The sequence below is a fragment of the Burkholderia sp. A2 genome, from assembly GCF_001729305.1.
GTDB lineage: Bacteria > Pseudomonadota > Gammaproteobacteria > Burkholderiales > Burkholderiaceae > Burkholderia > Burkholderia sola.
Window position 1 is genome coordinate 1 of record NZ_LZXX01000092.1, and the last position, 19,883, is coordinate 19,883.

A 19,883-nucleotide genomic window follows, 5' to 3' on the forward strand; every position below is an offset into this window, starting at 1 on the left:
TGCGATTGCAGACCGGTGTGCGAATCGCGAATCGTCGACAGCAGGTCGTTCGAGCGTTGTTCGAACGTCGACGCCTGTGCAGCAAGGTCACGCGTCGTTTGCGCCAGCGCGTCGCAGATTTCCTGCTGACGGCCCGCACTATGCGCGCCCGCACGCTGCCATTCGTCGCCCAGCTTCGCGGCCATCGCGGCCAACGAATCGTTCCACGCCGACAGACGCTCTTCGTCGCGTGCGGCGAGTTGCGATTGCAGACCGGCATGCGACTCCTGCATCGCGGCGAGCGTCGCGGCCGAATGGCGTTCGAACGTCGCGGCGGCCTCACCCAGCGCGCGCGCATGCTGGCCGGCCAGCGTCTCGCCAACCTGCTCCTGGCGCGCCAGCGCGTCGCGCCATGCGTCCGACAGGCGGCCTTCCGTCGATTCGAGACGCGCCGCGACGCCGTCGAGCAGAGCCGACGAACGCTGCGCGAACGTGTCGGTGAACTGGCCGAGCGTCGTCTGCAACTGCTGCGCGACGGCGTTGCCCGCCTGACGTTGTTCGTCGATCGCGCGGTTCCAGACAGCCGTCACGTTGCCGGTGGTCTTCTCGAAGCCGTCCGTCAGACCGTCGAGCTGACGCTGCACCGCGCCCGTCACGGTATCGCGCAGCGCGGCCATCTCCTGCGCGAGCCCCGCCATCGTCGCGGCGACGACCGGCTGCAACGCGGCACCGGCCACGCGCGCGCTTTCGGCGGCGCTTTCCTTCAGCGCGTCGCCGACGTTCGACGCCAGGCCCGCATACGCCCGCTCGGTCCGGTCGAAAAACGCCTGCTGGCTTTCGAGCTGACGATCGTGCAACGCGACGCTGCGCGCCTCGAGCGTCGTCATCATCGTCTGCAACCGGTCGACCAGCGCCGGCATCACGTCGGCCTGCCGCTGCAGCAGCCGGAACGATTCGTCGCGCTGGTGCGCGGACGAATGCACGCGCAGCGTCGTCGCGATCTTCGCGTCGAGCTGCTGGGCCGCGTCGATCCGCTCGCGGCGCACGAGCGCGGACAACAGCCCGAGCATCGCGGACGTCGCGACGCCGGCGATCGACGTGCCGAACGCGAACCCGAGCCCCTTCACCGGCGCGATCAGCGACGCGCGGATCGCATCGAGATCGGTCGCGCTTTCGAGCGCGGCGCCCGTGCCCTTCAGCGTGACGACCATCCCGAGCAGCGTGCCGAGCATGCCGAGCAGCACCAGCAGGCCGACGAGGTAAGGCGTGAGCGCCGGGCCCGGCAGCGCGACGCGCGCGCCTTCGACGCGGGCGCGCACCGCGCCGCGCAGGCCCGGATGCAGCGTGTCGAGCCACGTGTCGAGCTTCGCGGGCGGCTCGGTCAGGCCGGCGACCGCGCGCGACAGCGTGGCGGTCGCCTGCCGGTAGCGCAGTAGCTCCCATGCGCCGGCGACGTAGCACGCGCCGATCAGCAGCGTGACGGCCGCCGCCAGCGGGTTCGACGCGACATAGCCGGCACCGATCCAGCCCACAGCGAGCAGCCCGGCGACGAAGACAACGAGATCAAGGCGAATTCTGGACATAGCGTGTTGATTAGCAGGTGCGAAGGGCCGCGAGCAGCCCGTCTACCGTTTGAAACCGGACTTCGAGTTCGGCAAGCAGGATGCTTTGCATCTCGTCGCGAAACGTATCGAGCCATGCGCCGGGCACGATCGCCGCGACGGTCGGGGTATCGGCCACCGGGCCTTCATCGGCCGGAGCCGATGCGTCGGCGGCGTCGGGCGCAGCAGCGACCGCAGCTTCGGCCTCGGCCAGCGCCTGCCGCTCCGCTTCGCGCAGCCGCGCGAAGCGCGTGCCGAGCAGCGCGGGCACGGCCGACAGCAGGCTGCGCTCGCGCGCGCCGAGCACGCGCTCCATGATCGTGTCGAGCGTCGCGAGCCGCGCCATCCCGGACGAGCGCGCGGCGAGCGCGACGCGCAGGCGGCCGCGCAACTGGCCGATCGCCGTTTCCATGTCCTGCTGGAGGGTCAGATAACGTTGGCGAAAGTCCGCGAAATCGGCCGTATCGGCGGCCGGCGGCGGCAGATCGCCGGGCCGGCGCCGCGCCCGCTGCCGGTTGGTGGCCGTGATCGCCTGCGCGAGGTCGTGGCGCACCCGCGCGCAGTCGCGCTCGGCGTCGTAGCCGCGCACGCCGGCCGCGACGCCCGGCGGGCTCGCATTCAGCGCGGACGACAGCGTGATCGCGTCGGTCCAGCCGAGCCACTGGCTCAGCCGGTCGGACAGCGTCTGCCGGGATTCCGCGACGTCGGCATCGGCCAGGCGCGCGAGCAGCCGGACGAGCGTCGGACCGCTCAACGCCGGGCGCGGAGATGCTTGCACCATGCTGCAAACCGTCAAAAAAGGCAGCAGTTTACACGTCGTCGGGCGCTGGACCGCCAGAATCGGGGAAGCGGCGCGGTCCGGCGTGCCGCGCGACAGACGGGAACGCCCGTCACGCAAGGCTCGGCGGGCGGTGGGAGGGGCGGGAAACACGGTCGGCGGCGGCCGGCGAGCGGCCGCGCCATCGGGAAGTCATGCGTCGTGTGTGTGCAGTGCCGACCCGGCATGAACGACGAAGGGGCCGAGCCGCCGCGACGGGTGCGGGCATTCCGCAAGACGCGCCCGACCATGGCCGAACGATGAACCGGTAATCATGGAATTCGGGACGCCGGCGGGCGCTCGGGCGAGCGGCCGGGGCGGTTTCCGCCGCTAACCGGCGACGGCCATGGCCGGCCGCCGCCACGTGCCGATAAAGAAGCGCTCAGATCCCCGCTTTCGGCGCATTCAGGATCAGCCGCAGCCCGAGCAGCGTGATCGCGCCGGCCGCGATGCGGTCGACCCATTTCTTCGCGCGCAGGTAGAGTTCGCGCGGCCGGCGCGTCGAAAAGCACAGTGCGACGAGCGTGTACCAGCCGAATTCGACCGCGAACACGAGCGGCGGCAGCACGAGGTAGCACCACAGCGGCGGATGCTGCGGGAGCAGCGCCGCAAAAATGCTGCCGTACCAGATAGCCGTCTTCGGGTTGCTGAGCTGGGTCGTGAGGCCGGTCCAGAACGACTTGCGCGCGCTGCCGCCGGCCATCGCCTGCGGATCGTCCATCGCGATCGGCCGGTCGGCGCCGCGCCAGATCTTCGACGCCATGTAGATCAGGTACACGCCGCCCGCGACCTTGAGGCCCACATACAGCCATTCGACGGCCTGCAGCAGCGTGTAGAGCCCGGCCAGCGCGACGCCGCCGAACACGATGCCGCCGATCCCCATGCCGAGCGCGGTGGCGAGTCCGTCGCGGCGCGACAGCCCGATCGAATTGCGGGCCACCAGCACGAAGCTCGGCCCCGGAATCATCGCGCCGAGAAACAGCGCAGCCAGGATGGCAAGTACGGCAGCCGATGCGGTCATCGAAGTCTCCTTGATCAGCGACGCCGCTGCGCCGGCGCCTGCGTGTCGTTTCCGACGGTCGGAGCGCCGATTCTGGCACGCTTCGCGCATGGCCGAAAGCGGCCGTGCGCTGCTATGCTGGCCCTCTTTCCCGTCATTCCGCGCCGCCCCATGATCGAGATCCGCGCCGCCCGCCATCCCGACGCTGCCGCCGCCGTCGCAGCGATCTTTCGCGAGTACGTCGCGGGCCCGACCGCCAGCGTCGAATTCCAGGACTATGCGCTCCGAAATCCGGCGTCTGGCGCTGAATTTCCCGGGCGCGATCTGTAACGCCGCGCGGCTGATCGTCATTCATCTTTTCGACCGGACCGCCCGCCATGCGCGCTCTTCGCCTTTCCATCCTGCTGCTCCCACTGCTCGCGGCCCTCTCGTTCGGCGCCCGCGCCGACACCCTGCCGAAGTCGATCGCCGCGCAACTGCCGCCCGGCTACCAGCCGCTGCTCGCGCAAGCCGGCCCCGATCTCGACAACGGACGGCACAGCTTTCTCGTCGTCGTGCATCGCGCGGTCGACACGCGCGATCAGCCGTCGCCGCGCCCGCTGCTGATCTATGAAGAACAGGCCGACCGCACCTACCGGCTCGCCGCCCGCAACGACCAGGTCGTACTGCGCGCGAACGAAGGCGGCCAGTGCGATCCGTTCGATCCTGAAGACGCGGCCGACAACGGCTTGTCGGTGAAGGGCCGCTATTTCACCGTGCAGAACTTCGTCGCGTGCGGGCAGCACTGGACCGACTACATCACGTTCCGCTACGACCCGCGCACGCGCGGCTGGCTCTTTTCGAACCGGATCGTCACCGAATCGTTTCCGCTCGACGACAAGCCCGACCACGTCACCGTCACGCGGGCCGACGCGCACCGGCCGGTGTCGTTCGGGCAGTGGAAACGCAACGACTAGCCGCCCGGTACGCATCCACGCCCGCGGCGGTGCCGGTTTTCAACGCGACGCGCGGTCCGCCCGCCGCTCGCGGCGTCCGGCCAACAGGTCTACCATAGGCGCTCGTCGCCCGCGCGACCGCCGGCACGGCATGCGGCTTGCGCCTACCCCTTTCCTCGTTGCCCCCGCACAGGAGGACGTCATGACGCAACACTTCGATGCGATCGTCATCGGCACCGGCCAGGCCGGGCCGCCGCTCGCCGCGCGGCTCGCCGGCGCCGGCATGAAAGTCGCGATCGTCGAGCGCGGCCGCTTCGGCGGCACCTGCGTGAACACCGGCTGCATCCCGACCAAGACGCTGATCGCGAGCGCGTACGCCGCGCAGCTTGCACGACGCGCCGGCGAATACGGCGTGTCGGTCGGCGGCCCCGTCACCGTCGACATGAAAGCGGTGAAGGCGCGCAAGGACCAGATCTCGGGCCGCTCGAACCACGGCGTCGAGCAATGGGTGCGCGGCCTCGACAACACGACCGTCTTTCAGGGTCATGCCCGCTTCGAACGCGCGAACGCGGTGCGCGTGGGCGATGACGTGCTCGAAGCCGAACGCATCTTCATCAACGTCGGCGGACGCGCGCAGGTGCCCGCGATGCCCGGCCTCGACTCGGTGCCGTACCTGACCAACTCGACGATGATGGACGTCGACTTCCTGCCCGACCATCTCGTGATCGTCGGCGGCAGCTACGTGGGGCTCGAATTCGGCCAGATGTACCGCCGCTTCGGCTCGAAGGTCACGATCGTCGAGAAGGGCACACGCCTGATTCGCCGCGAGGACGAAGACGTATCGCAGGCCGTGCGCGAGATCCTCGAAAAGGAAGGGATCGACGTGCAACTCGACGCGAACTGCCTGAGCGCGCGCCGCGACGGCGACGGCATCGTCGTCGGCCTCGACTGCGCGGGCGGCGGCCGCGAAGTCGCGGGCTCGCACCTGCTGCTCGCGGTCGGGCGCGTGCCGAACACCGACGATCTGGGGCTCGACCGCGCGGGTATCGACACCGACGCGCGCGGCTACATCACCGTCGATGAACAGTTGCGCACCAACGTGCCGGGCGTCTGGGCGCTCGGCGACTGCAACGGGCGCGGCGCGTTCACGCACACCGCGTACAACGACTACGAGATCGTCGCGGCGAACCTGCTCGACGACGATCCGCGCAAGGTGTCCGACCGCATCACGGCCTATGCGATGTACATCGATCCGCCGCTCGGCCGCGTCGGCATGACGCTCGCGGAAGCGAAGCAGACGGGCCGCCGGCTGCTGGTCGGCACGCGCCCGATGACGCGCGTCGGCCGGGCGGTCGAGAAAGGCGAGAGCCAGGGCTTCATGAAGGTGATCGTCGACGCGGACAACCATGCGATCCTCGGCGCGTCGATCCTCGGCGTGACCGGCGACGAGGTCGTGCACGGGATCCTCGACGTGATGGCCGCCGGCGCGCCGTACACGACGATCAGCCGCGCGATGCATATCCACCCGACCGTGTCCGAGCTGCTGCCGACGCTGCTGCAGGACCTGCATCCGGTCGAGTGACGCACGGCAGGCGGGCGGCCGCGACGTGGAGGGGTGTTCGCCACGGCGCGCGCCGCCCGTCAGCTTTCGAAATACCGCGGCCGGTCGATATCGGCCAGCAGCCGCGGCTGCGTCGGCGCCCAGCCGAGCGATGCCCGCGTGCGCTCGCTGGTTGCGGGCGCATCCATCCCCGCAAATATCGCGAACCAGCCGAAGTGCTCGCCGGCCTCCGCCGCCGACTTCGCGACGACCGGCACGTTCAGCCGCCGGCCGATCACCTCGGCGATCTCCCGGAACGGCACGCCCGTATCGTCGACTGCGTGATAGCGCGCGCCGGCCGCGCCGCGTTCGATCGCGAGCCGGTACACGCGCGCCGCGTCGAGCCGGTGCACGGCCGGCCAGCGGTTCGCGCCGTCGCCGACGAACGCCGATGCGCCCTTCTCCCTCGCGAACGCAATCAGGCGCGGCACGAAGCCGTGATCGCCGTCGCCGTGCACGGACGGCGGCAGGCGCACGACCGACGCATGCACGCCGCGCGCCTCGAGCGCGACCGCGGTCGCTTCGGATGCGCGCGGATAGTGCGCCGACACCGGCACGTGCGGATCGTCCTCCGTCGCCGCGCGACCGGGCGCGACGAGCGCAAGGCCGGACGTGACGACGAGCGGCCGCGCCGAGCCGGCGAGTACCGCGCCGATCGTCTCGATCGCGCGGCGGTCGAGTTCGCAGTTCTGCGCGAAGCGCGAGAAATCGTGATTGAATCCCGTGTGGATCACCGCGTCGGCGGCGTCGGCGCCGCGCGTCAGGCTGTCGAGATCCTCCAGCGACCCGCGATGGACGTCGGCCCCGACCGCGGCGACCGCCGCCGCGGCCGCATCGGACCGCGCGAGCCCGAGCACCGAGTGCCCGGCGGCCACGAGTTCGGCGACGACGGCCGAGCCGATGAATCCCGACGCTCCCGTAACAAAGACACGCATGTTCAGCACCTCCGGATGAAATGGAGGCTTACTATCTGTCGATGGCCGCTCGCGGTGAAGTCGTGACGGTTTACTAGTAAACGAACTAACAGGATATGGCTGACGCTCCCGACAATCTGCTCGGCGCGTACCTGCGGGACCGCCGCGAGAAACTCGACCCGGCCGCGCTCGGGCTGCCGGCCACGCGCCGCCGCACGCCGGGCCTGCGGCGCGAGGAAGTCGCGCAGCGCGCGCACGTGAGCGCCGCGTGGTACACGTGGCTCGAACAGGGCCGCGGCGGCGCACCGTCGGCCGACGTGCTCGACCGGCTCGCCCGCGCGCTGATGCTCAACGACGCCGAACGCGAGCACCTGTTCCTGCTCGGCGTCGGCCATCCGCCCGAAGTGCGTTATCACGCGCCGGCCAGCGTGACGCCGCGCCTGCAGCACGTGCTCGATTCGCTCGACGCGAGCCCCGCGATCATCCGCACCGCGACGTGGGACGTCGCCGCGTGGAACGACGCGGCGGCCGCGACGCTCACCGACTATGCGACGCTGCCGCCGGCCGCGCGCAACATCCTGCGGCTGATCTTCGTCGACGCGGGTGTGCGCCATGCACAGCCGAACTGGGAGCGCGTCGCGCGGTTCGCGGTCGGCGCGTTTCGTGCGGACGTCGCGCGCAGCGGCGCGACCCGGAGCGTGCAGGCGTTCGTCGACGAAATGCGCGCGACCAGCGCCGAATTCGACGCGATGTGGCGCGACCACGATATCCGTACGCACGACGAAGGCACGAAGGAGATTCGCCATCCGCAAGCCGGCCGGATCGCGCTTGAATACTCGGCATTCTCGGTCACCGGCAGCCCGGACCTGAGCCTCGTGATCTTCACGCCGGTCACGCCGGCCGACCGCGCGCGGATCCGGGAACTCGTCGGGGCCCGCGAACAGGCCCGCGCGGCGCAGGCGCCGGCTGTGTAACCGCGCACGGCTTTCTCGCGCGCCTGATTCAGAGCGGCACGTATCAGCGGATCAGGCAGGAATCCTTCCGATTCGATATCGCCCCCTGACGAACGTGCGCGAAAAACGCAAAGGGGCGTCGCGCACGAATGCGCGACGCCCCTGGTTCGCTCACGGAAAGTGCCGACTATGCCGCGCGCTGCAGCAAATCCGTGGCGAAAGACTTCGCATGCGCGACGGCTTCTTGCGCGTCGCCGAATACGCCGAGCTGATCCCAGTGCTCTTCGGCCGCGTAGGTGCCTTTCACGGCGAGCGCCCGCTGGACGCTCAACTGCGCCGCGTATCGACCGTCATCCAGCGGCCGGGCCGTCGCGACGACCTTGTGCGGCGGACTGGCCCGCTCCGGCTGAACCAGCTCGACAGGGCCGCTGACCGTGCCGACATTCATCAACTCGTTTCGGGTGTTGCAGTCCGGGCAGTAGAAGCACCAGCCCGCCCCCTCCTGATGGGGCCTGACCTGCCCGCGAGCCAGCACGGCACGACATTCGACGTTTTCGCAGATGAACGGCATCGCAGTCTCCGGAGTTGTTTGACGGAAATCCTAGCATGTCCGACGGCGGTCAACCATCGGCGTCCGCATGATTGCCGCACCGGAGGTTTCGGTTGGTTACGTGCGCGGCAGGGTAAGCGCGCCGCGTTTCGCTGCGCTGCAAAATCGGCGCTTTCCCGCCGGATCGCGCCGACGCGTCTGCTCGACATCGCCCGCGATAAACTGTCGGCCCGACACCGAACCGAGAAAAGCTCAATGTTGATCCGCGTTGCAACCCTGGCCGATGCCGTCCCGCTTGCCGAATTGAAGCGCGATACGTTTCGCGAAACCTTTCTGCAGGACGGATTCGGCATCGACTACCCGCCGGACGATCTGGCCGAGTACGAAGCCCGCACCTACTCGGTGGCAGCGATCACGAAGCAGCTGGGCGACCCGCAGTGCCGCACGTGGGTCGCGGAAGGCGACGGCGGCACGCTGGTCGGGTATGCGCACGCGGGGCCGTGCAAGCTGCCGCACCCGGAAGTGGCGGACGGCTCGGGCGAGATCCATCAGATCTACCTGCGACGCGGCACGCAGGGAACCGGCGCCGGACGCGCGTTGTTCGACACCGCGCTCGCGTATCTCGCCGCGACGCGCCCCGGCCCGGTATGGCTGGGCGTGTGGTCGGGCAACGCGAAAGCCATCGCGTTCTACGAGAAGGCGGGTTTCAAACGTGTCGGTACGTACGATTTCAAGGTCGGCGAATCGACCGATCTGGAGTTCATCTACCGTCGCTGATCGTCGCTTCCTGTCGACACCGCATCGGTGCGACACCCACGAATACAGTTGATCGACGACGGCGTAAACGACGTTTTTCCCTCGTTTCGAGTCAAACGACACAATTCGACGGTCCCCCGGTAAAATCCGCCATTCCGGGGTTATCGATCAATCGCTTCGTCATGCATCGAATTGGATTCTTCGTTTGCCGCGGCTACGATGCGCTCGATCTCGGGGGACCATTGTCGGCCTTCAATCAAGTCGCCACGGCCGCCGGCCACACACCTTACGATCTTCACGTCGTCTCGCCATCCGGCGGCCCGATTCCCGGCAATACCGGCCTTTCGATCGACACGAAGCCGATCGGAAGGCGTGCGTTCGACACCGTCGTGTTCGTCGGCGGCAATATCGCACGGATGCAGACATCGGACAATATCGCCGCCGCGAGCAAACTGGCCGCCAAGGCGTCGCGCGTCGCAAGCGTGTGTACGGGCGCATTTCTGCTTGCTGAAACCGGCGCGCTCGACGGTTTGAGAGCGGCAACGCACTGGCGCTACGCCGCGCAATTGCAGTCGCGCTTCCCTCGCACGCGGGTCGACGGCGACAGCATCTATGTCGTCGACGGCCGCGTCTGGACGTCGGCGGGCATCGCGTCCGGCATCGATCTCGCGCTCGGCATGATCGAACGAGACATGAGCACGGAGATTGCGCGCGAGGTCTCGCGGCTGCTGGTGGTTCCGTATCGGCGGCCCGGCGGGCAGTCGCAGTTCTCCGCGATGTCGCAGATGGAGCCGGAATCGGATCGCATCCGCATCGCGCTGAATTTCGCGCGGGAACATCTGGCCGAGACGTTGCCGGTCGAGCGGCTCGCCGATGCGGCAAGCCTGAGTGTGCGGCAGTTCGGGCGCGCCTTTCGCCGGGAAACCGGTGAAACGCCCGCGAGGGCCGTCGAGCGCCTGCGCGTCGAAGCCGCGAGGCTGCGCCTGCAGGGCGGCAGCGAACCGATCGAGCAGATTGCGCTGGCGGTCGGCTTCACCGATCCGGAACGGATGCGCCGCGCCTTCATCAAGCTGCTCGGGCATCCGCCGCAAGCGATTCGACGCGAGAGCAGATCGAACGCAGCGCGCTGACCGACCGCCGGCCGATCAGCGCGCTGCCGGGTCGACGTCTCGCCAACGGGTGATTGGCGCGCGGCTACGCCACGCGCCATTTCGCCGGACGTCGATAATCGTCGTCAATCCTTGACGCTCGGGTAAGCGTTCCACATGTCGCGATGCAGCTTCCACGTGCCGCCCTGCTTCAGGAAGACGAGCGTCTGCTTCGCGCGGACCTTGAGCTTGCCGTCACCGTCGCGAACTTCCGCATCCGATACCTCCGTCACGACCCGGTCATCACCGTAGAACTCGTAGTTGCCGAACGATACGGTGCCGGGCTTCGATCCCGCATATCCGTTCGTGAAGTAGTCGGTGATCGCGCGGCGGCCGATGACCTTGTCGCCTCCCGGCGGCAGGAGCGCGCCGTCGTCGGTATAGAGGCGACCTATCGCGTCGTAGTCGCCTCGCGCGAACGCATCCGCCCATCGCGCGTTTTCGGCCTTGATGGCCGCTTCCGGCAGGCGTTGCGCACCGCCGGCGACAGCCGGCGCCGTGAATGCAAAAAAGGACACGCACGCTGCGAGCGCAGCCGTACAAAGATGAATCTGTCGCATCGAATGAATTCCGAATCGGGTTTGAATTGAAGAGGCGGCGACGCTGCACGCGTCGCCGGCAAGCGCGTCAGCGGACGCCGGGAACGCGTGCGAGTCCCTTTGATGCGCCGGGCAGCTTCTTGTCGACCATCGCGACGAGTTCGGGCCGAGCATCTCTCGGATGACCGGAGTGGAACGGCGGGTCGGGATCGTATTCGACGACGAGTTGCGTGTATTCGGCAGCCTGCCGGCCGCGCAGCTTCGCCGCCACGCGCAGCGCGAAGTCGATGCCTGCCGTCACCCCGCCGCCGCTCATGAAGCGGCCGTCGTCGTCTTCGACGAAGCGATCGGGAACGGGAATCGCGCCGTATTCGGCCAGCTTGTTGACGAACGCCCAATGGCACGCGCTGCGCTTGCCGTTGAGCACGCCCGTCGCGGCGAGCACGAGCGAGCCGTTGCACACCGACGTCACGTGTTTCGCGCTTTCCGCCAGACGCCGGATCTGCGCCTGATACGCCGGTCGCATCGGCGCCGACAAATCGGAGCCGCCGGGCACGAGGATCACGTCCGTCTTGTCGATGTCGGCCAGCCGTTCGGTCTTGCCATACACGACGCCGAATTCGAGCGTCACGTTGCCGCCATCGAGGCTCGCATAGCGAACGTTCGTATTCGGCAGCCGGTGGAAAATCTCGCTGGGGCCCGCGAAGTCGAGCAGCGTGCCGCCGTCGTAATTGACGATCAGGATGTCGAGCGGCGCGTTCGGCGCGAGCAGCCCGGCGCTGCCCGCCTGCGCCGGCGCAGGCGTGGCGTGCGCGAGCAACGCGCCGCCGCCCAATACGGCGCCGAGCGTGGCGGCGCTGCCGAACTTCAGGACATCGCGGCGCGACCGGCCTGCCCGCGTGAGTTGCCTGGCAGAGGCATGGTTATCGCTACTGTCGGTCAAGATGATTGCTCCTTGCACTTCGGCCCATGGGCGAGCGCAACCCCGCCGGGCCGGATCGAATAACCGCCACCGCGAACGGCGTGGCGGACGTGAAATCGGAATGAGGAGGAGCCGGGACGACGTGCCGGGCTCGGGAAGCGTGACGCGCCGGCTTAAAGCTGCGACGCACCGCCGTCGACGACCAGCTCGGTGCCGATGACGTACGAGGATTCGTCGCTGGCCAGATAAAGCGCCGCGTACGCGATATCGTCGGCCGTGCCCATGCGGCCCGCCGGATTCGCTTCCGCGAATTCGGCCTTGCGGTCGCGCACCCATTCGTCGGGCTTGCCCCACCTCGAAAGCAGCGGCGTATCGATCGGGCCGGGCGCGATTGCGTTGAAACGGATTTTCCGGTCGAGAAATTCATACGACCAGCTGCGGGCCAGCGATCGCACGGCGGCCTTCGCCGCCGCGGTCAACGAGATGCCATGCTTGCCCGTCTGATCGACGAACGAGGTATTGAGGATCACCGACGAACCTTCGCGCAAGTACGGCAACGCTGCCTGAAGCGTGAACACCACGCCCTTGACGTTGACGTCCATGATGTCGTTGTAGAGCGTGTCGTCGATGTCGTCGACGGCGGACGGGAAAGCCCAGCCCGCGTTGGCGAACACGACGTCCAGGCCGCCGAACGTCTCGTCGACCGCGGCGGCAATCGCGCGCATGTCGTCGAGTGACCGTACGTCGCCCTTGAGCACGACCGCATGCGCGCCGAGCTCCGCCTTCACGCGCTCGAATACGGCTTCGTCGCGCCCCGTCACCGCGACGCGCGCGCCTTGCGCAATGAACAGCTTCGCGGTGGCCAGACCGATACCGCTGGTGCCGCCCGTGATCAACGCCGATTTACCCTTGAGTCGCATCTTCCGTTCCTTTTCATGAGGTGAGTGAGCAGGCCTGATACGCGACACGCGATGGTGGTCGCATGCTTGTTCCGGCCTGATCGTTCACGTGCAGTATGGAACGGGAGGCGGATGTCTCAAAGGTCGTATAACCCTCGAAAAGCGTCATTCGAGGTGCGCAAGCCAGCGCCGCTAAGAAAACAAAAGCGCGCAGGGCCACTGGACCCTGCGCGCCTTGACCGGACGGGAATGGCTTGCGCACGCGAACCAATGAAACGGCAGCGCGCGACGCGGCTACACGGTTTTCCCCGATAACCCGTGCATCGGCCGCCGCAACGCGGCGTCGAACGGATTGGTGCGCGGTCCGATCGCATCGGCCTGCCGCCGCAGCAGTTCGACGACCATCGGCATCCGGTCGTCGCCGAGCCGCGACGCGAGCGTGCCGACGCTCAGCGCGCCGACCGGATAACCGGTGCGATCGAGGATCGGCACCGCGACGCCGGCCATCCCGTCGAGCACGCCGCTGTTGCGGCCCGCGTAGCCGAGCTGCCGCACGCGTTCGATCTCCGTGCGCAGATACACCTCGTCGAGCACGCCGTAGCCGCGGATGCGCGGCACGTTGAAACGGATCACTTCCTCGCGTTCGGCCTCGGGCAGGAACGCGAGGATCGCGAGGCTGCCCTGCCCGACGCCGAGCGCGATGCGCCCGCCGATGTCGCCGGTAAACGAGCGGATCGGAAACGGCCCTTCGCACAGGTCGAGACATACGGCGTCGAAGCCGCTCTTCACGAGCAGGAAGATGGTTTCGCCGAGGCTCGCGCACAGCCGCAGCAGCGCGGGCCGGCACAGCGTGCGCATGCTGCTCGGGTTGCCGGCCAGCGCGGCGAGCGCGAAGAAGTCGACGCTCAGCCGGTACAGCTTCGACTGCTCGTCCTGTTCGACCATCCCTTCGGCGATCAGCGATTGCAGGATCCGGTGCGCGGTGCCCTGCGTGAGGCCGACGGCTTTCGCCAGATGCGTGACGCGCACGCCGTCCTGCTGCATGCCGGCCAGCGCGCGCAGGATCGCGAACGCACGCTGCAGCATGCCGGTGCCCGGCGCACCGGCCGCATCGGCCGGGTCGACGGCGTCCTCGTCCGGGCGCGGCGTCCGTGCAGCCGGCGACGTTCCGGTCGAATGGGGTTCCTGCATGCCGGCTCTCCTCGACGATTTCATTGAACGGAATACGATAGACCCGATTGTCGTCCGGCCGAAAATCCGCGGGCATCCGGGTGTGCACGGGATTGACGCGCGCGTTTCACCGGTCGGCCGCCCTTCATCCATCGGAACGATTCGCGGGCGATTTTCGCGTTCATTCCATTGAATGGAATTTTTCAGAAATTCATCCCGTTCAGCAGAATTCGAAATTGACGCTCCGAAATATGGCTGGCTAGAGTCCGCGTCATCGGCGCACCGGCCATGCGGTGTGCGAACCCGGAGCTCCCCATGTCGTTTCTCACGCTTACGGATCTGACGAAAACGTTCGGCGAGCTCACCGCCGTCGCGGACGTCAACCTGTCGGTCGAGCAAGGCGAATTCGTGTCGCTGCTCGGGCCGTCCGGCTGCGGCAAGACCACCACGCTGCAGATGATCGCCGGCTTCGTCGACGTCACGCGCGGGCGCATCGCGCTCGACGGGCAGGACATCACGCACCTGAAACCGAACCGCCGCGGGCTCGGTATCGTGTTCCAGAGCTATGCGCTGTTTCCGCACATGAGCGTCGCGGAGAACGTCGGCTTCGGTCTCGACATGCGCGGCGTCGACAAGGCCGAACGCGCGGAGCGCATCCGCGCGGCGCTGGCGCTCGTGCGGCTCGACGCGCTCGCGCACCGCTTTCCGCGCGAACTGTCGGGCGGCCAGCGGCAGCGCGTGGCGATCGCGCGCGCGGTCGTGATCGAGCCGCCGGTGCTGCTGCTCGACGAACCGATGTCGAACCTCGACGCGAAACTGCGCGAGGACATGCAGTTCGAGCTGCGCGCAATCCAGCGCAAGATCGGCACGACGACGATCATGGTCACGCACGATCAGTCGGAAGCGCTGTCGATCAGCGACCGCGTGGTCGTGATGGAAGCCGGCCGCATCACGCAGACCGATACGCCGTACCGCGCGTACGAGCGCCCGGAGAATCATTTCGTGTCGCAGTTCATCGGCAAGGCGAACCTGCTGCCCGGCACCATCGTCGCGCACGACGGCCACGCGATCCGCATCGACCTCGGGCACGATCTCGCCGAGACCGGCCGCACCGCGCACCTGCCGCCGCGCGAGCGCGACATGCGCGTCGGCGATGCGGTGTCGGTCTGCATCCGCCCCGAGAAGCTGCGACTGTGCGCGCCCGACGCCGGCCGCTTCGCCGCGACCGTCACGAGCCGTTTCTTCCTCGGCAGCCAGTGGCTGTACCGCGTCGACAGCGCGCTCGGCGAAGTGCTCGTGTGCTGCCAGAACGAAGGCGCGGAGCCGCTCGCGGAAGGCGCGCCGGTCGGCATCGACTGGCACAGCGACGCCGTGCGCGTGATGCGCCGGGAGGCCTGAATGGGACAGCCTTCCCGCCCGCTCTCGACCGACGGCGCGCCGGCCGGGCTCGCGGCCGCCCCGGCAGCCGCCGACGCAATGTCGCCGCGCGCCGTCGGCGGCCACGCGCCGCGCGCGAGCTGGCGCGCCCACGCGCCGCTGTGGCTGATGTGCACGCCCGCCTTCGCGCTGTTCGCCGCGCTCGTGCTCGTGCCGCTCGCGATGACGTTCGTGCTGACGTTCTACCGCTTCGACCCGGCCACCGGCCCGATCGCCGCGTTCCAGTTCGGCAACTACGCGGAAGTGCTCGGCTCGTCGTACTTCCACACGATCTTCGCACGCACGTTCGGGATCGCCGCGCTGACGACCGCGATCTGCGTCGCGATCGGCACGCCGGAGGCGTACGTGCTGTCGAAGATGCGCGACCCGTGGCGTTCGCTGTTCCTGCTCGCGATTCTCGCGCCGCTGCTCGTGTCGGTGGTCGTGCGCGCGTTCGGCTGGAGCATGCTGCTGAACACCAGCGGCCTCGTGAACCAGGCGCTCGCGCTCGTCGGCCTCGGGCCGTACAAGCTCGAATACACGACGTTCGCGATCGTGATCGCGCTGGTGCACGTGATGCTGCCGTTCATGGTGATTCCGGTGTGGACCGCGCTGCAGCGGCTCGATCCGCAGACCGAACACGCGGCGCTGTCGCTCGGCGCGTCGCCGTTCACGACGCTGCGCCGCATCGTCGTGCCGCAACTGATGCCGGGCGTGCTGTCGGGCAGCCTGATGGTGTTCGGGCTGTCGGCGAGCGCGTTCGCGATTCCGGGCCTGCTCGGCGGCCGTCGGCTGAAGGTCGCGGCCACGGCCGTCTACGACGAATTCCTCGGCTCGCTGAACTGGCCGCTCGGCGCGACGATCGCGGTGCTGCTGCTCGCCGCGAACCTCGTCGTGATGCTCACCTACTACCGCGTGCTCGAACGCCGCTACGCGCGCAGCCTCGGAGGCGCATCGCGATGAGAAAGAACGGCCCCTTCGCCCTTGCCTTCCACACGCTCGTGATCCTGTTCGTGCTCGCGCCGCTCGCGATCGTCGTGCTGGTCGCGTTTACGCCCGACGAAACGCTGACGCTGCCGACCCGCGGCGTGTCGCTGCGCTGGTTCCGCGCGATCCTCGACTATCCCGACTTCGTCACCGCGTTCGTCAACAGCGTGAAACTCGCATTCGCGTCGGCGACGCTGTCGCTCGCGATCGCGTTGCCGGCCGGCCTCGCGATCGGCCGCGCGACGTTTCCCGGCCGCGCATTCCTGAACGGGCTGCTGCTGTCGCCGCTCGTGATCCCCGGCCTCGTGCTCGGCATCGCGCTGCTGCGCTTCTTCGCGCTGATCGGCGCGACCGGCTCGTTCGCGTGGCTGGTGCTCGCGCACATGATCGTCATCACGCCGTTCGTGATGCGGCTCGTGCTCGCGTCCGTCGCGGGCCTCGACCGCAGCATCGAGCAGGCCGCGTGTTCGCTCGGCGCGGACCCGTGGACAATCTTCCGCCGCATCACGCTGCCGATGATCGTGCCCGGCATCACCGGCGGCTGGCTGCTCGCGTTCATCAACAGCTTCGACGAGCTGACGATGTCGATCTTCGTCACGTCGCCGCAGACGGTCACGCTGCCCGTGCGCATGTACATGTACGCGACCGAATCGATCGACCCGATGATGGCGTCGGTGTCGGCGCTCGTCATCTTCATCACCGCCGGCGCGATGCTGCTGCTCGATCGCGTGTACGGCCTGAACCGCATCCTGATCGGCCAACATTGATGACGACTCCCGTTTCCCGTTCCACCGGCATCGCCGACGACGGCGCGCAGTTCGTGCGCATTGCCGAACGCGAGCGCGCCGCCGTCACGTTCACGCTCGACGGCCGCCCCGCGCACGCGCTTGCCGGCGACACCGTGCTCACCGCGATCCTCGTCGCGCAGCGTCGCGTGCGCGTCAGCGAATTCAGCGGGCAGCCGCGCGCGGGGTTCTGCCTGATCGGCGCGTGCCAGGACTGCTGGGTGCGCACCGAAGCCGGCGCGCGCGTGCGCGCGTGCTCGACGCCGATCGCCGAAGGCATGCGGATTCTCACGACCGCCCGACCGGCCGCGACCGGAGACGCATCGTGAGCGCCGCACTGCAACCGGTGATCGTCGGCGCGGGGCCGGCCGGCGTGCGCGCGGCCGAGGCACTCGTCGACGCCGGGCTGCGCCCGGTCGTGATCGACGAGAACGCGCGCTGGGGCGGACAGATCTATCGTCAACCGCCGGCCGACGCCGCGTTCGTGCGCGGCAAGCGCACACTGTACGGCTTCGAGGCCGCGAAGGCCGACGCGGTGCACCGGACGATGGCCGCGCTGCTGCCGCACGTCGACTATCGGCCGAACACGCTTGCGTGGTCATGCGGCATGGGCCGCGTCGACACGCTGCAGGACGGCCGCGAAGTGACGGTGCCGTACTCGCACCTGATCGTCGCGAGCGGCGCGACCGATCGCACGCTGCCCGTGCCGGGCTGGACGCTCGCGGGCGTCTATACGCTCGGCGGCGCGCAGGTCGCGCTGAAGGCGCAGGGCTGCGCGATCGGCCGACGCATCGTGTTCGCGGGCACGGGGCCGCTGCTTTACCTCGTCGCTTACCAGTATGCGAAGGCCGGTGCACACGTCGCGGCCGTCCTCGACACGAGCCCGCTGCGCCGCCAGGCCGCCGCCGCGCCCGCGCTGCTGCGCATGCCGTCGATCTTCGCGAAAGGGCTCTACTACAACGGCTGGCTGCGCGCGCATGGCGTCGCGATCGAAACGGGCGTCACGCTCGAGCGCGTGCTCGGCGACCAGCACGTGACGGGGCTCGCATGGCGCACCGCCGGCAACGACGCACAGCCCGCGTCGCCGCGCCTGCTCGATTGCGATGCGCTCGGCCTCAGCTTCGGCCTGCGCGCCGAAACGCAGCTCGCCGATCTCGCCGGCTGCCGGTTCGAATTCGACCCGCGCAATCGCGCGTGGCTGCCCGAACGCGACGCGGCCGGTCGCACGTCGGTACGTGGCATCTACGTCGCCGGCGACGGCGCGGGCATCGCGGGCGCGGACGCGGCCGAAGCGTCGGGCCGGCGTGCGGCGCTCGCGCTGCTCGACGATGCCGGCATCGCATCGCGCTCGCCGTCCGGCCAGCCCGGCGCGGCGGCGCTCGACCGCACGCTCGCCCGCATCGGCGCATTCCGCGCGGGCCTCGAGGCGGCGTTCGCGCCGCCGGCCGAACAGGTTGCCCGCTGCCCCGACGACACGATCGTGTGCCGCTGCGAGGAGATCGACGCGGGCACGCTGCGCCGCTGCGTGCGCGACGGCGCGGCGACCGAATTGAACCGGCTGAAGGCGCTGACCCGCGTCGGCATGGGCCGCTGCCAGGGCCGCATGTGCGGCGACGCGGCCGCGCTCGTGCTGGCCGTCGAAACCGGCCGGCCGCTCGCCGACGTCGGCCGGTTGCGTGCGCAACCACCCGTGAAGCCGTTTCCGATCTCGGCGGCGCTCGCGGGCGACGACGTCGCGGCGATTCCCGACGAGGCGCGCGATGAGTGAGATCCGGCATTACGACGTCGCGATCGTCGGTGGCGGCCTCGTCGGCGCGTCGGCCGCGCTCGCGCTCACGCGCCGCGGACTGCGCACCGGGCTGTTCGAGCGGCGCGACTGCGGCGCGCAGGCGAGCGGCGTGAACTACGGCGGCGTGCGCTGCCAGGGCCGCCCGGTCGAGCAATTGCCGCTCGCGCTGCGTGCACGGCGCATCTGGGATCGCCTGCCCGAGCTGATCGGCATCGACGGCGAATTCGTCGTGTCCGGCCACTTGCGGCTCGCACGCAGCGACGCCGATCTCGACGCGCTCGACGCATACGCCGTGCTCGCCGGCGAACACGGCTTGCCGCTGCGGCTGATGCGCGGCGGCGCGTTCCGCCGCCGCTACCCGTGGCTCGGCCGCGCGGCGCTCGGCGGCTCGCTGTGCGAGACCGACGGCCATGCGAACCCGCGCCTTGTGTCGCCCGCGTTCGCGCGCGCGGCCCGCGCGGCGGGCGCGGACGTGTTCGAGCACACTGCTGTCGACACGGTTCATCACGACGGCACACGTTTTCACTTGCAGGCGGGCGGCCGCGCGCACACCGCGACGTGGCTGATCAATTCGGCCGGCGCGTGGGCGAACACGATCGCCGAACGCTTCGGCGAGGCCGTACCGATGGAGCCGATCTACCCGAACATGTGGGTGACCGAACCGCTGCCGCCATTCATCACGCACAACCTCGGCGTGTACGGCGGCGGTGTCTATGCGCGCCAGGTCGCGCGCGGCAACTGCGTGATCGGCGGCGGCCGAGGCCGCGGCGACGGCGAGTTCGGCCAGCCGTCGGTCGACACGACGCGCGCGGTGATGCGCGATGCGTGCGCGCTGTTGCCCGCGCTGCGCGACGCACTGCTGATCCGCACGTGGAGCGGCGTCGAAGGCTGCACACCCGACCACAACCCGATCATCGGCGCGAGCCGGACGACGCCGAATCTGCTGCATGCGTTCGGCTTTTCCGGCGGCGGCTTCCTGCTCGCGCCGGGCGTCGGCGACGTGCTCGCCGATCTCGTCACCACCGGCGAAACCGTCACGCCACTCGATGCATTCTCGATCGGCCGCTTCTTCCCGCAAGCCGCGCCGACCGCCCCTTTCCGTCAAGAGGAGATCCAAAATTGA

General features: G+C 69.1%; 21 protein-coding genes. 12 read left to right on the plus strand and 9 right to left on the minus strand.

Features of this window, described 5'->3' with window-relative positions:
- From A9Z05_RS15435 to A9Z05_RS15445, 3 genes are all read right to left on the minus strand, one after another.
- Positions 1–1,562, minus strand: a 1,562-nt coding sequence (locus A9Z05_RS15435; RefSeq protein WP_141723421.1) for a DUF802 domain-containing protein, incomplete at its 3' end; no start/stop codon positions are given.
- A 10-nt stretch (positions 1,563–1,572) separates the two neighbouring features.
- Positions 1,573–2,361 (minus strand): DUF3348 domain-containing protein, encoded by a 789-nt coding sequence (locus A9Z05_RS15440; protein ID WP_069618847.1) that lies wholly within the window; start codon positions 2,359–2,361, stop codon positions 1,573–1,575.
- 418 nt (positions 2,362–2,779) lie between these two features.
- Positions 2,780–3,418 (minus strand): LysE family translocator, encoded by a 639-nt coding sequence (locus tag A9Z05_RS15445; protein WP_027805824.1) that lies wholly within the window; start codon positions 3,416–3,418, stop codon positions 2,780–2,782.
- A gap of 114 nt (positions 3,419–3,532) precedes the next feature.
- Here A9Z05_RS15445 and A9Z05_RS37805 point away from each other — a divergent pair, with 114 nt between their 5' ends.
- The 3 genes from A9Z05_RS37805 (at position 3,533) to A9Z05_RS15460 (ending at position 5,914) form a co-directional block, all read left to right on the plus strand.
- Positions 3,533–3,727 (plus strand): hypothetical protein, encoded by a 195-nt coding sequence (locus A9Z05_RS37805; protein ID WP_069618848.1) that lies wholly within the window; start codon positions 3,533–3,535, stop codon positions 3,725–3,727.
- A 47-nt stretch (positions 3,728–3,774) separates the two neighbouring features.
- Positions 3,775–4,353 (plus strand): hypothetical protein, encoded by a 579-nt coding sequence (locus tag A9Z05_RS15455; RefSeq protein ID WP_069618849.1) that lies wholly within the window; start codon positions 3,775–3,777, stop codon positions 4,351–4,353.
- A 181-nt stretch (positions 4,354–4,534) separates the two neighbouring features.
- Positions 4,535–5,914, plus strand: a complete 1,380-nt coding sequence (locus A9Z05_RS15460; protein ID WP_069618850.1) for an FAD-containing oxidoreductase — start codon at positions 4,535–4,537, stop codon at positions 5,912–5,914.
- A gap of 59 nt (positions 5,915–5,973) precedes the next feature.
- Here A9Z05_RS15460 and A9Z05_RS15465 read toward each other — a convergent pair whose 3' ends face one another.
- On the minus strand, positions 5,974–6,867 hold the full coding sequence (locus A9Z05_RS15465) for an SDR family oxidoreductase (RefSeq protein ID WP_069618851.1): 894 nt from the start codon (positions 6,865–6,867) through the stop codon (positions 5,974–5,976).
- 95 nt (positions 6,868–6,962) lie between these two features.
- Here A9Z05_RS15465 and A9Z05_RS15470 point away from each other — a divergent pair, with 95 nt between their 5' ends.
- On the plus strand, positions 6,963–7,820 hold the full coding sequence (locus tag A9Z05_RS15470) for a helix-turn-helix transcriptional regulator (RefSeq protein ID WP_069618852.1): 858 nt from the start codon (positions 6,963–6,965) through the stop codon (positions 7,818–7,820).
- A 166-nt stretch (positions 7,821–7,986) separates the two neighbouring features.
- Here A9Z05_RS15470 and A9Z05_RS15475 read toward each other — a convergent pair whose 3' ends face one another.
- Positions 7,987–8,370 carry a hypothetical protein gene (locus A9Z05_RS15475; RefSeq protein WP_069618853.1) on the minus strand — a complete coding sequence of 128 codons (384 nt, stop codon included), beginning with the start codon at positions 8,368–8,370 and terminating at the stop codon, positions 7,987–7,989.
- Positions 8,371–8,604: 234 nt separating this feature from the next.
- On the opposite strand from A9Z05_RS15475, the gene A9Z05_RS15480 reads away from it, so the two are divergent.
- A complete protein-coding gene (locus A9Z05_RS15480; RefSeq protein ID WP_069618854.1) occupies positions 8,605–9,126 on the plus strand; it encodes a GNAT family N-acetyltransferase in 522 nt (173 codons plus the stop codon).
- Between the two features lie 161 nt (positions 9,127–9,287).
- The gene (locus tag A9Z05_RS15485; protein WP_069618855.1) at positions 9,288–10,235 is read left to right on the plus strand and encodes a GlxA family transcriptional regulator; all 948 of its coding nucleotides are present in this window, start codon (positions 9,288–9,290) and stop codon (positions 10,233–10,235) included.
- Positions 10,236–10,339: 104 nt separating this feature from the next.
- Here the strand turns inward: A9Z05_RS15485 and A9Z05_RS15490 are convergent, their stop codons facing one another.
- The 4 genes from A9Z05_RS15490 to A9Z05_RS15505 form a co-directional block, all read right to left on the minus strand.
- On the minus strand, positions 10,340–10,813 hold the full coding sequence (locus A9Z05_RS15490) for an SgcJ/EcaC family oxidoreductase (protein ID WP_069618856.1): 474 nt from the start codon (positions 10,811–10,813) through the stop codon (positions 10,340–10,342).
- A 67-nt stretch (positions 10,814–10,880) separates the two neighbouring features.
- Positions 10,881–11,735 (minus strand): DJ-1/PfpI family protein, encoded by an 855-nt coding sequence (locus A9Z05_RS15495; RefSeq protein WP_069618857.1) that lies wholly within the window; start codon positions 11,733–11,735, stop codon positions 10,881–10,883.
- A gap of 152 nt (positions 11,736–11,887) precedes the next feature.
- On the minus strand, positions 11,888–12,634 hold the full coding sequence (locus A9Z05_RS15500) for an SDR family oxidoreductase (RefSeq protein ID WP_069618858.1): 747 nt from the start codon (positions 12,632–12,634) through the stop codon (positions 11,888–11,890).
- 273 nt (positions 12,635–12,907) lie between these two features.
- Positions 12,908–13,804 (minus strand): IclR family transcriptional regulator, encoded by an 897-nt coding sequence (locus A9Z05_RS15505; protein ID WP_069618859.1) that lies wholly within the window; start codon positions 13,802–13,804, stop codon positions 12,908–12,910.
- 294 nt (positions 13,805–14,098) lie between these two features.
- Here A9Z05_RS15505 and A9Z05_RS15510 point away from each other — a divergent pair, with 294 nt between their 5' ends.
- The 6 genes from A9Z05_RS15510 to A9Z05_RS15535 are packed head-to-tail and all read left to right on the plus strand — an operon-like array spanning position 14,099 to position 19,883.
- Positions 14,099–15,181: an ABC transporter ATP-binding protein gene (locus A9Z05_RS15510; protein ID WP_069618860.1), complete on the plus strand. Its 1,083-nt coding sequence runs from the start codon at positions 14,099–14,101 to the stop codon at positions 15,179–15,181.
- Positions 15,182–16,162 (plus strand): ABC transporter permease, encoded by a 981-nt coding sequence (locus A9Z05_RS15515; RefSeq protein ID WP_069618861.1) that lies wholly within the window; start codon positions 15,182–15,184, stop codon positions 16,160–16,162. It begins immediately after the preceding gene.
- Positions 16,159–16,953, plus strand: a complete 795-nt coding sequence (locus tag A9Z05_RS15520; protein ID WP_069618862.1) for an ABC transporter permease — start codon at positions 16,159–16,161, stop codon at positions 16,951–16,953. Before A9Z05_RS15515 ends, A9Z05_RS15520 begins: the two co-directional genes overlap by 4 nt.
- Entirely contained in the window at positions 16,953–17,300 is a 348-nt protein-coding gene (locus A9Z05_RS15525; RefSeq protein WP_069618863.1) for a (2Fe-2S)-binding protein, read from the plus strand. The genes A9Z05_RS15520 and A9Z05_RS15525 overlap by 1 nt, the downstream gene beginning before the upstream one ends.
- Positions 17,297–18,739, plus strand: coding sequence for an NAD(P)/FAD-dependent oxidoreductase (locus A9Z05_RS15530; RefSeq protein WP_069618864.1), 1,443 nt, complete (start codon positions 17,297–17,299; stop codon positions 18,737–18,739). Before A9Z05_RS15525 ends, A9Z05_RS15530 begins: the two co-directional genes overlap by 4 nt.
- Entirely contained in the window at positions 18,732–19,883 is a 1,152-nt protein-coding gene (locus tag A9Z05_RS15535) for an FAD-binding oxidoreductase (RefSeq protein ID WP_069618865.1), read from the plus strand. Before A9Z05_RS15530 ends, A9Z05_RS15535 begins: the two co-directional genes overlap by 8 nt.

What these genes read in the sequence shown, in the direction of transcription:
- A9Z05_RS15520 (WP_069618862.1), top strand. Translation starts at nt 16,159, where the DNA reads ATGAGAAAGAACGGCCCCTTCGCCCTTGCCTTCCACACGCTCGTGATC.
- A9Z05_RS15485 (WP_069618855.1), top strand. Translation starts at nt 9,288, where the DNA reads ATGCATCGAATTGGATTCTTCGTTTGCCGCGGCTACGATGCGCTCGAT.
- A9Z05_RS15510 (WP_069618860.1), top strand. Translation starts at nt 14,099, where the DNA reads ATGTCGTTTCTCACGCTTACGGATCTGACGAAAACGTTCGGCGAGCTC.
- A9Z05_RS15535 (WP_069618865.1), top strand. Translation starts at nt 18,732, where the DNA reads ATGAGTGAGATCCGGCATTACGACGTCGCGATCGTCGGTGGCGGCCTC.
- A9Z05_RS15475 (WP_069618853.1), bottom strand. Translation starts at nt 8,370, where the DNA reads ATGCCGTTCATCTGCGAAAACGTCGAATGTCGTGCCGTGCTGGCTCGC.
- A9Z05_RS15525 (WP_069618863.1), top strand. Translation starts at nt 16,953, where the DNA reads ATGACGACTCCCGTTTCCCGTTCCACCGGCATCGCCGACGACGGCGCG.
- A9Z05_RS15460 (WP_069618850.1), top strand. Translation starts at nt 4,535, where the DNA reads ATGACGCAACACTTCGATGCGATCGTCATCGGCACCGGCCAGGCCGGG.
- A9Z05_RS15490 (WP_069618856.1), bottom strand. Translation starts at nt 10,813, where the DNA reads ATGCGACAGATTCATCTTTGTACGGCTGCGCTCGCAGCGTGCGTGTCC.
- A9Z05_RS15465 (WP_069618851.1), bottom strand. Translation starts at nt 6,867, where the DNA reads ATGCGTGTCTTTGTTACGGGAGCGTCGGGATTCATCGGCTCGGCCGTC.
- A9Z05_RS15505 (WP_069618859.1), bottom strand. Translation starts at nt 13,804, where the DNA reads ATGCAGGAACCCCATTCGACCGGAACGTCGCCGGCTGCACGGACGCCG.
- A9Z05_RS15470 (WP_069618852.1), top strand. Translation starts at nt 6,963, where the DNA reads ATGGCTGACGCTCCCGACAATCTGCTCGGCGCGTACCTGCGGGACCGC.
- A9Z05_RS15455 (WP_069618849.1), top strand. Translation starts at nt 3,775, where the DNA reads ATGCGCGCTCTTCGCCTTTCCATCCTGCTGCTCCCACTGCTCGCGGCC.
- A9Z05_RS15500 (WP_069618858.1), bottom strand. Translation starts at nt 12,634, where the DNA reads ATGCGACTCAAGGGTAAATCGGCGTTGATCACGGGCGGCACCAGCGGT.
- A9Z05_RS15445 (WP_027805824.1), bottom strand. Translation starts at nt 3,418, where the DNA reads ATGACCGCATCGGCTGCCGTACTTGCCATCCTGGCTGCGCTGTTTCTC.
- A9Z05_RS15480 (WP_069618854.1), top strand. Translation starts at nt 8,605, where the DNA reads ATGTTGATCCGCGTTGCAACCCTGGCCGATGCCGTCCCGCTTGCCGAA.
- A9Z05_RS37805 (WP_069618848.1), top strand. Translation starts at nt 3,533, where the DNA reads ATGCTGGCCCTCTTTCCCGTCATTCCGCGCCGCCCCATGATCGAGATC.
- A9Z05_RS15440 (WP_069618847.1), bottom strand. Translation starts at nt 2,361, where the DNA reads ATGGTGCAAGCATCTCCGCGCCCGGCGTTGAGCGGTCCGACGCTCGTC.
- A9Z05_RS15515 (WP_069618861.1), top strand. Translation starts at nt 15,182, where the DNA reads ATGGGACAGCCTTCCCGCCCGCTCTCGACCGACGGCGCGCCGGCCGGG.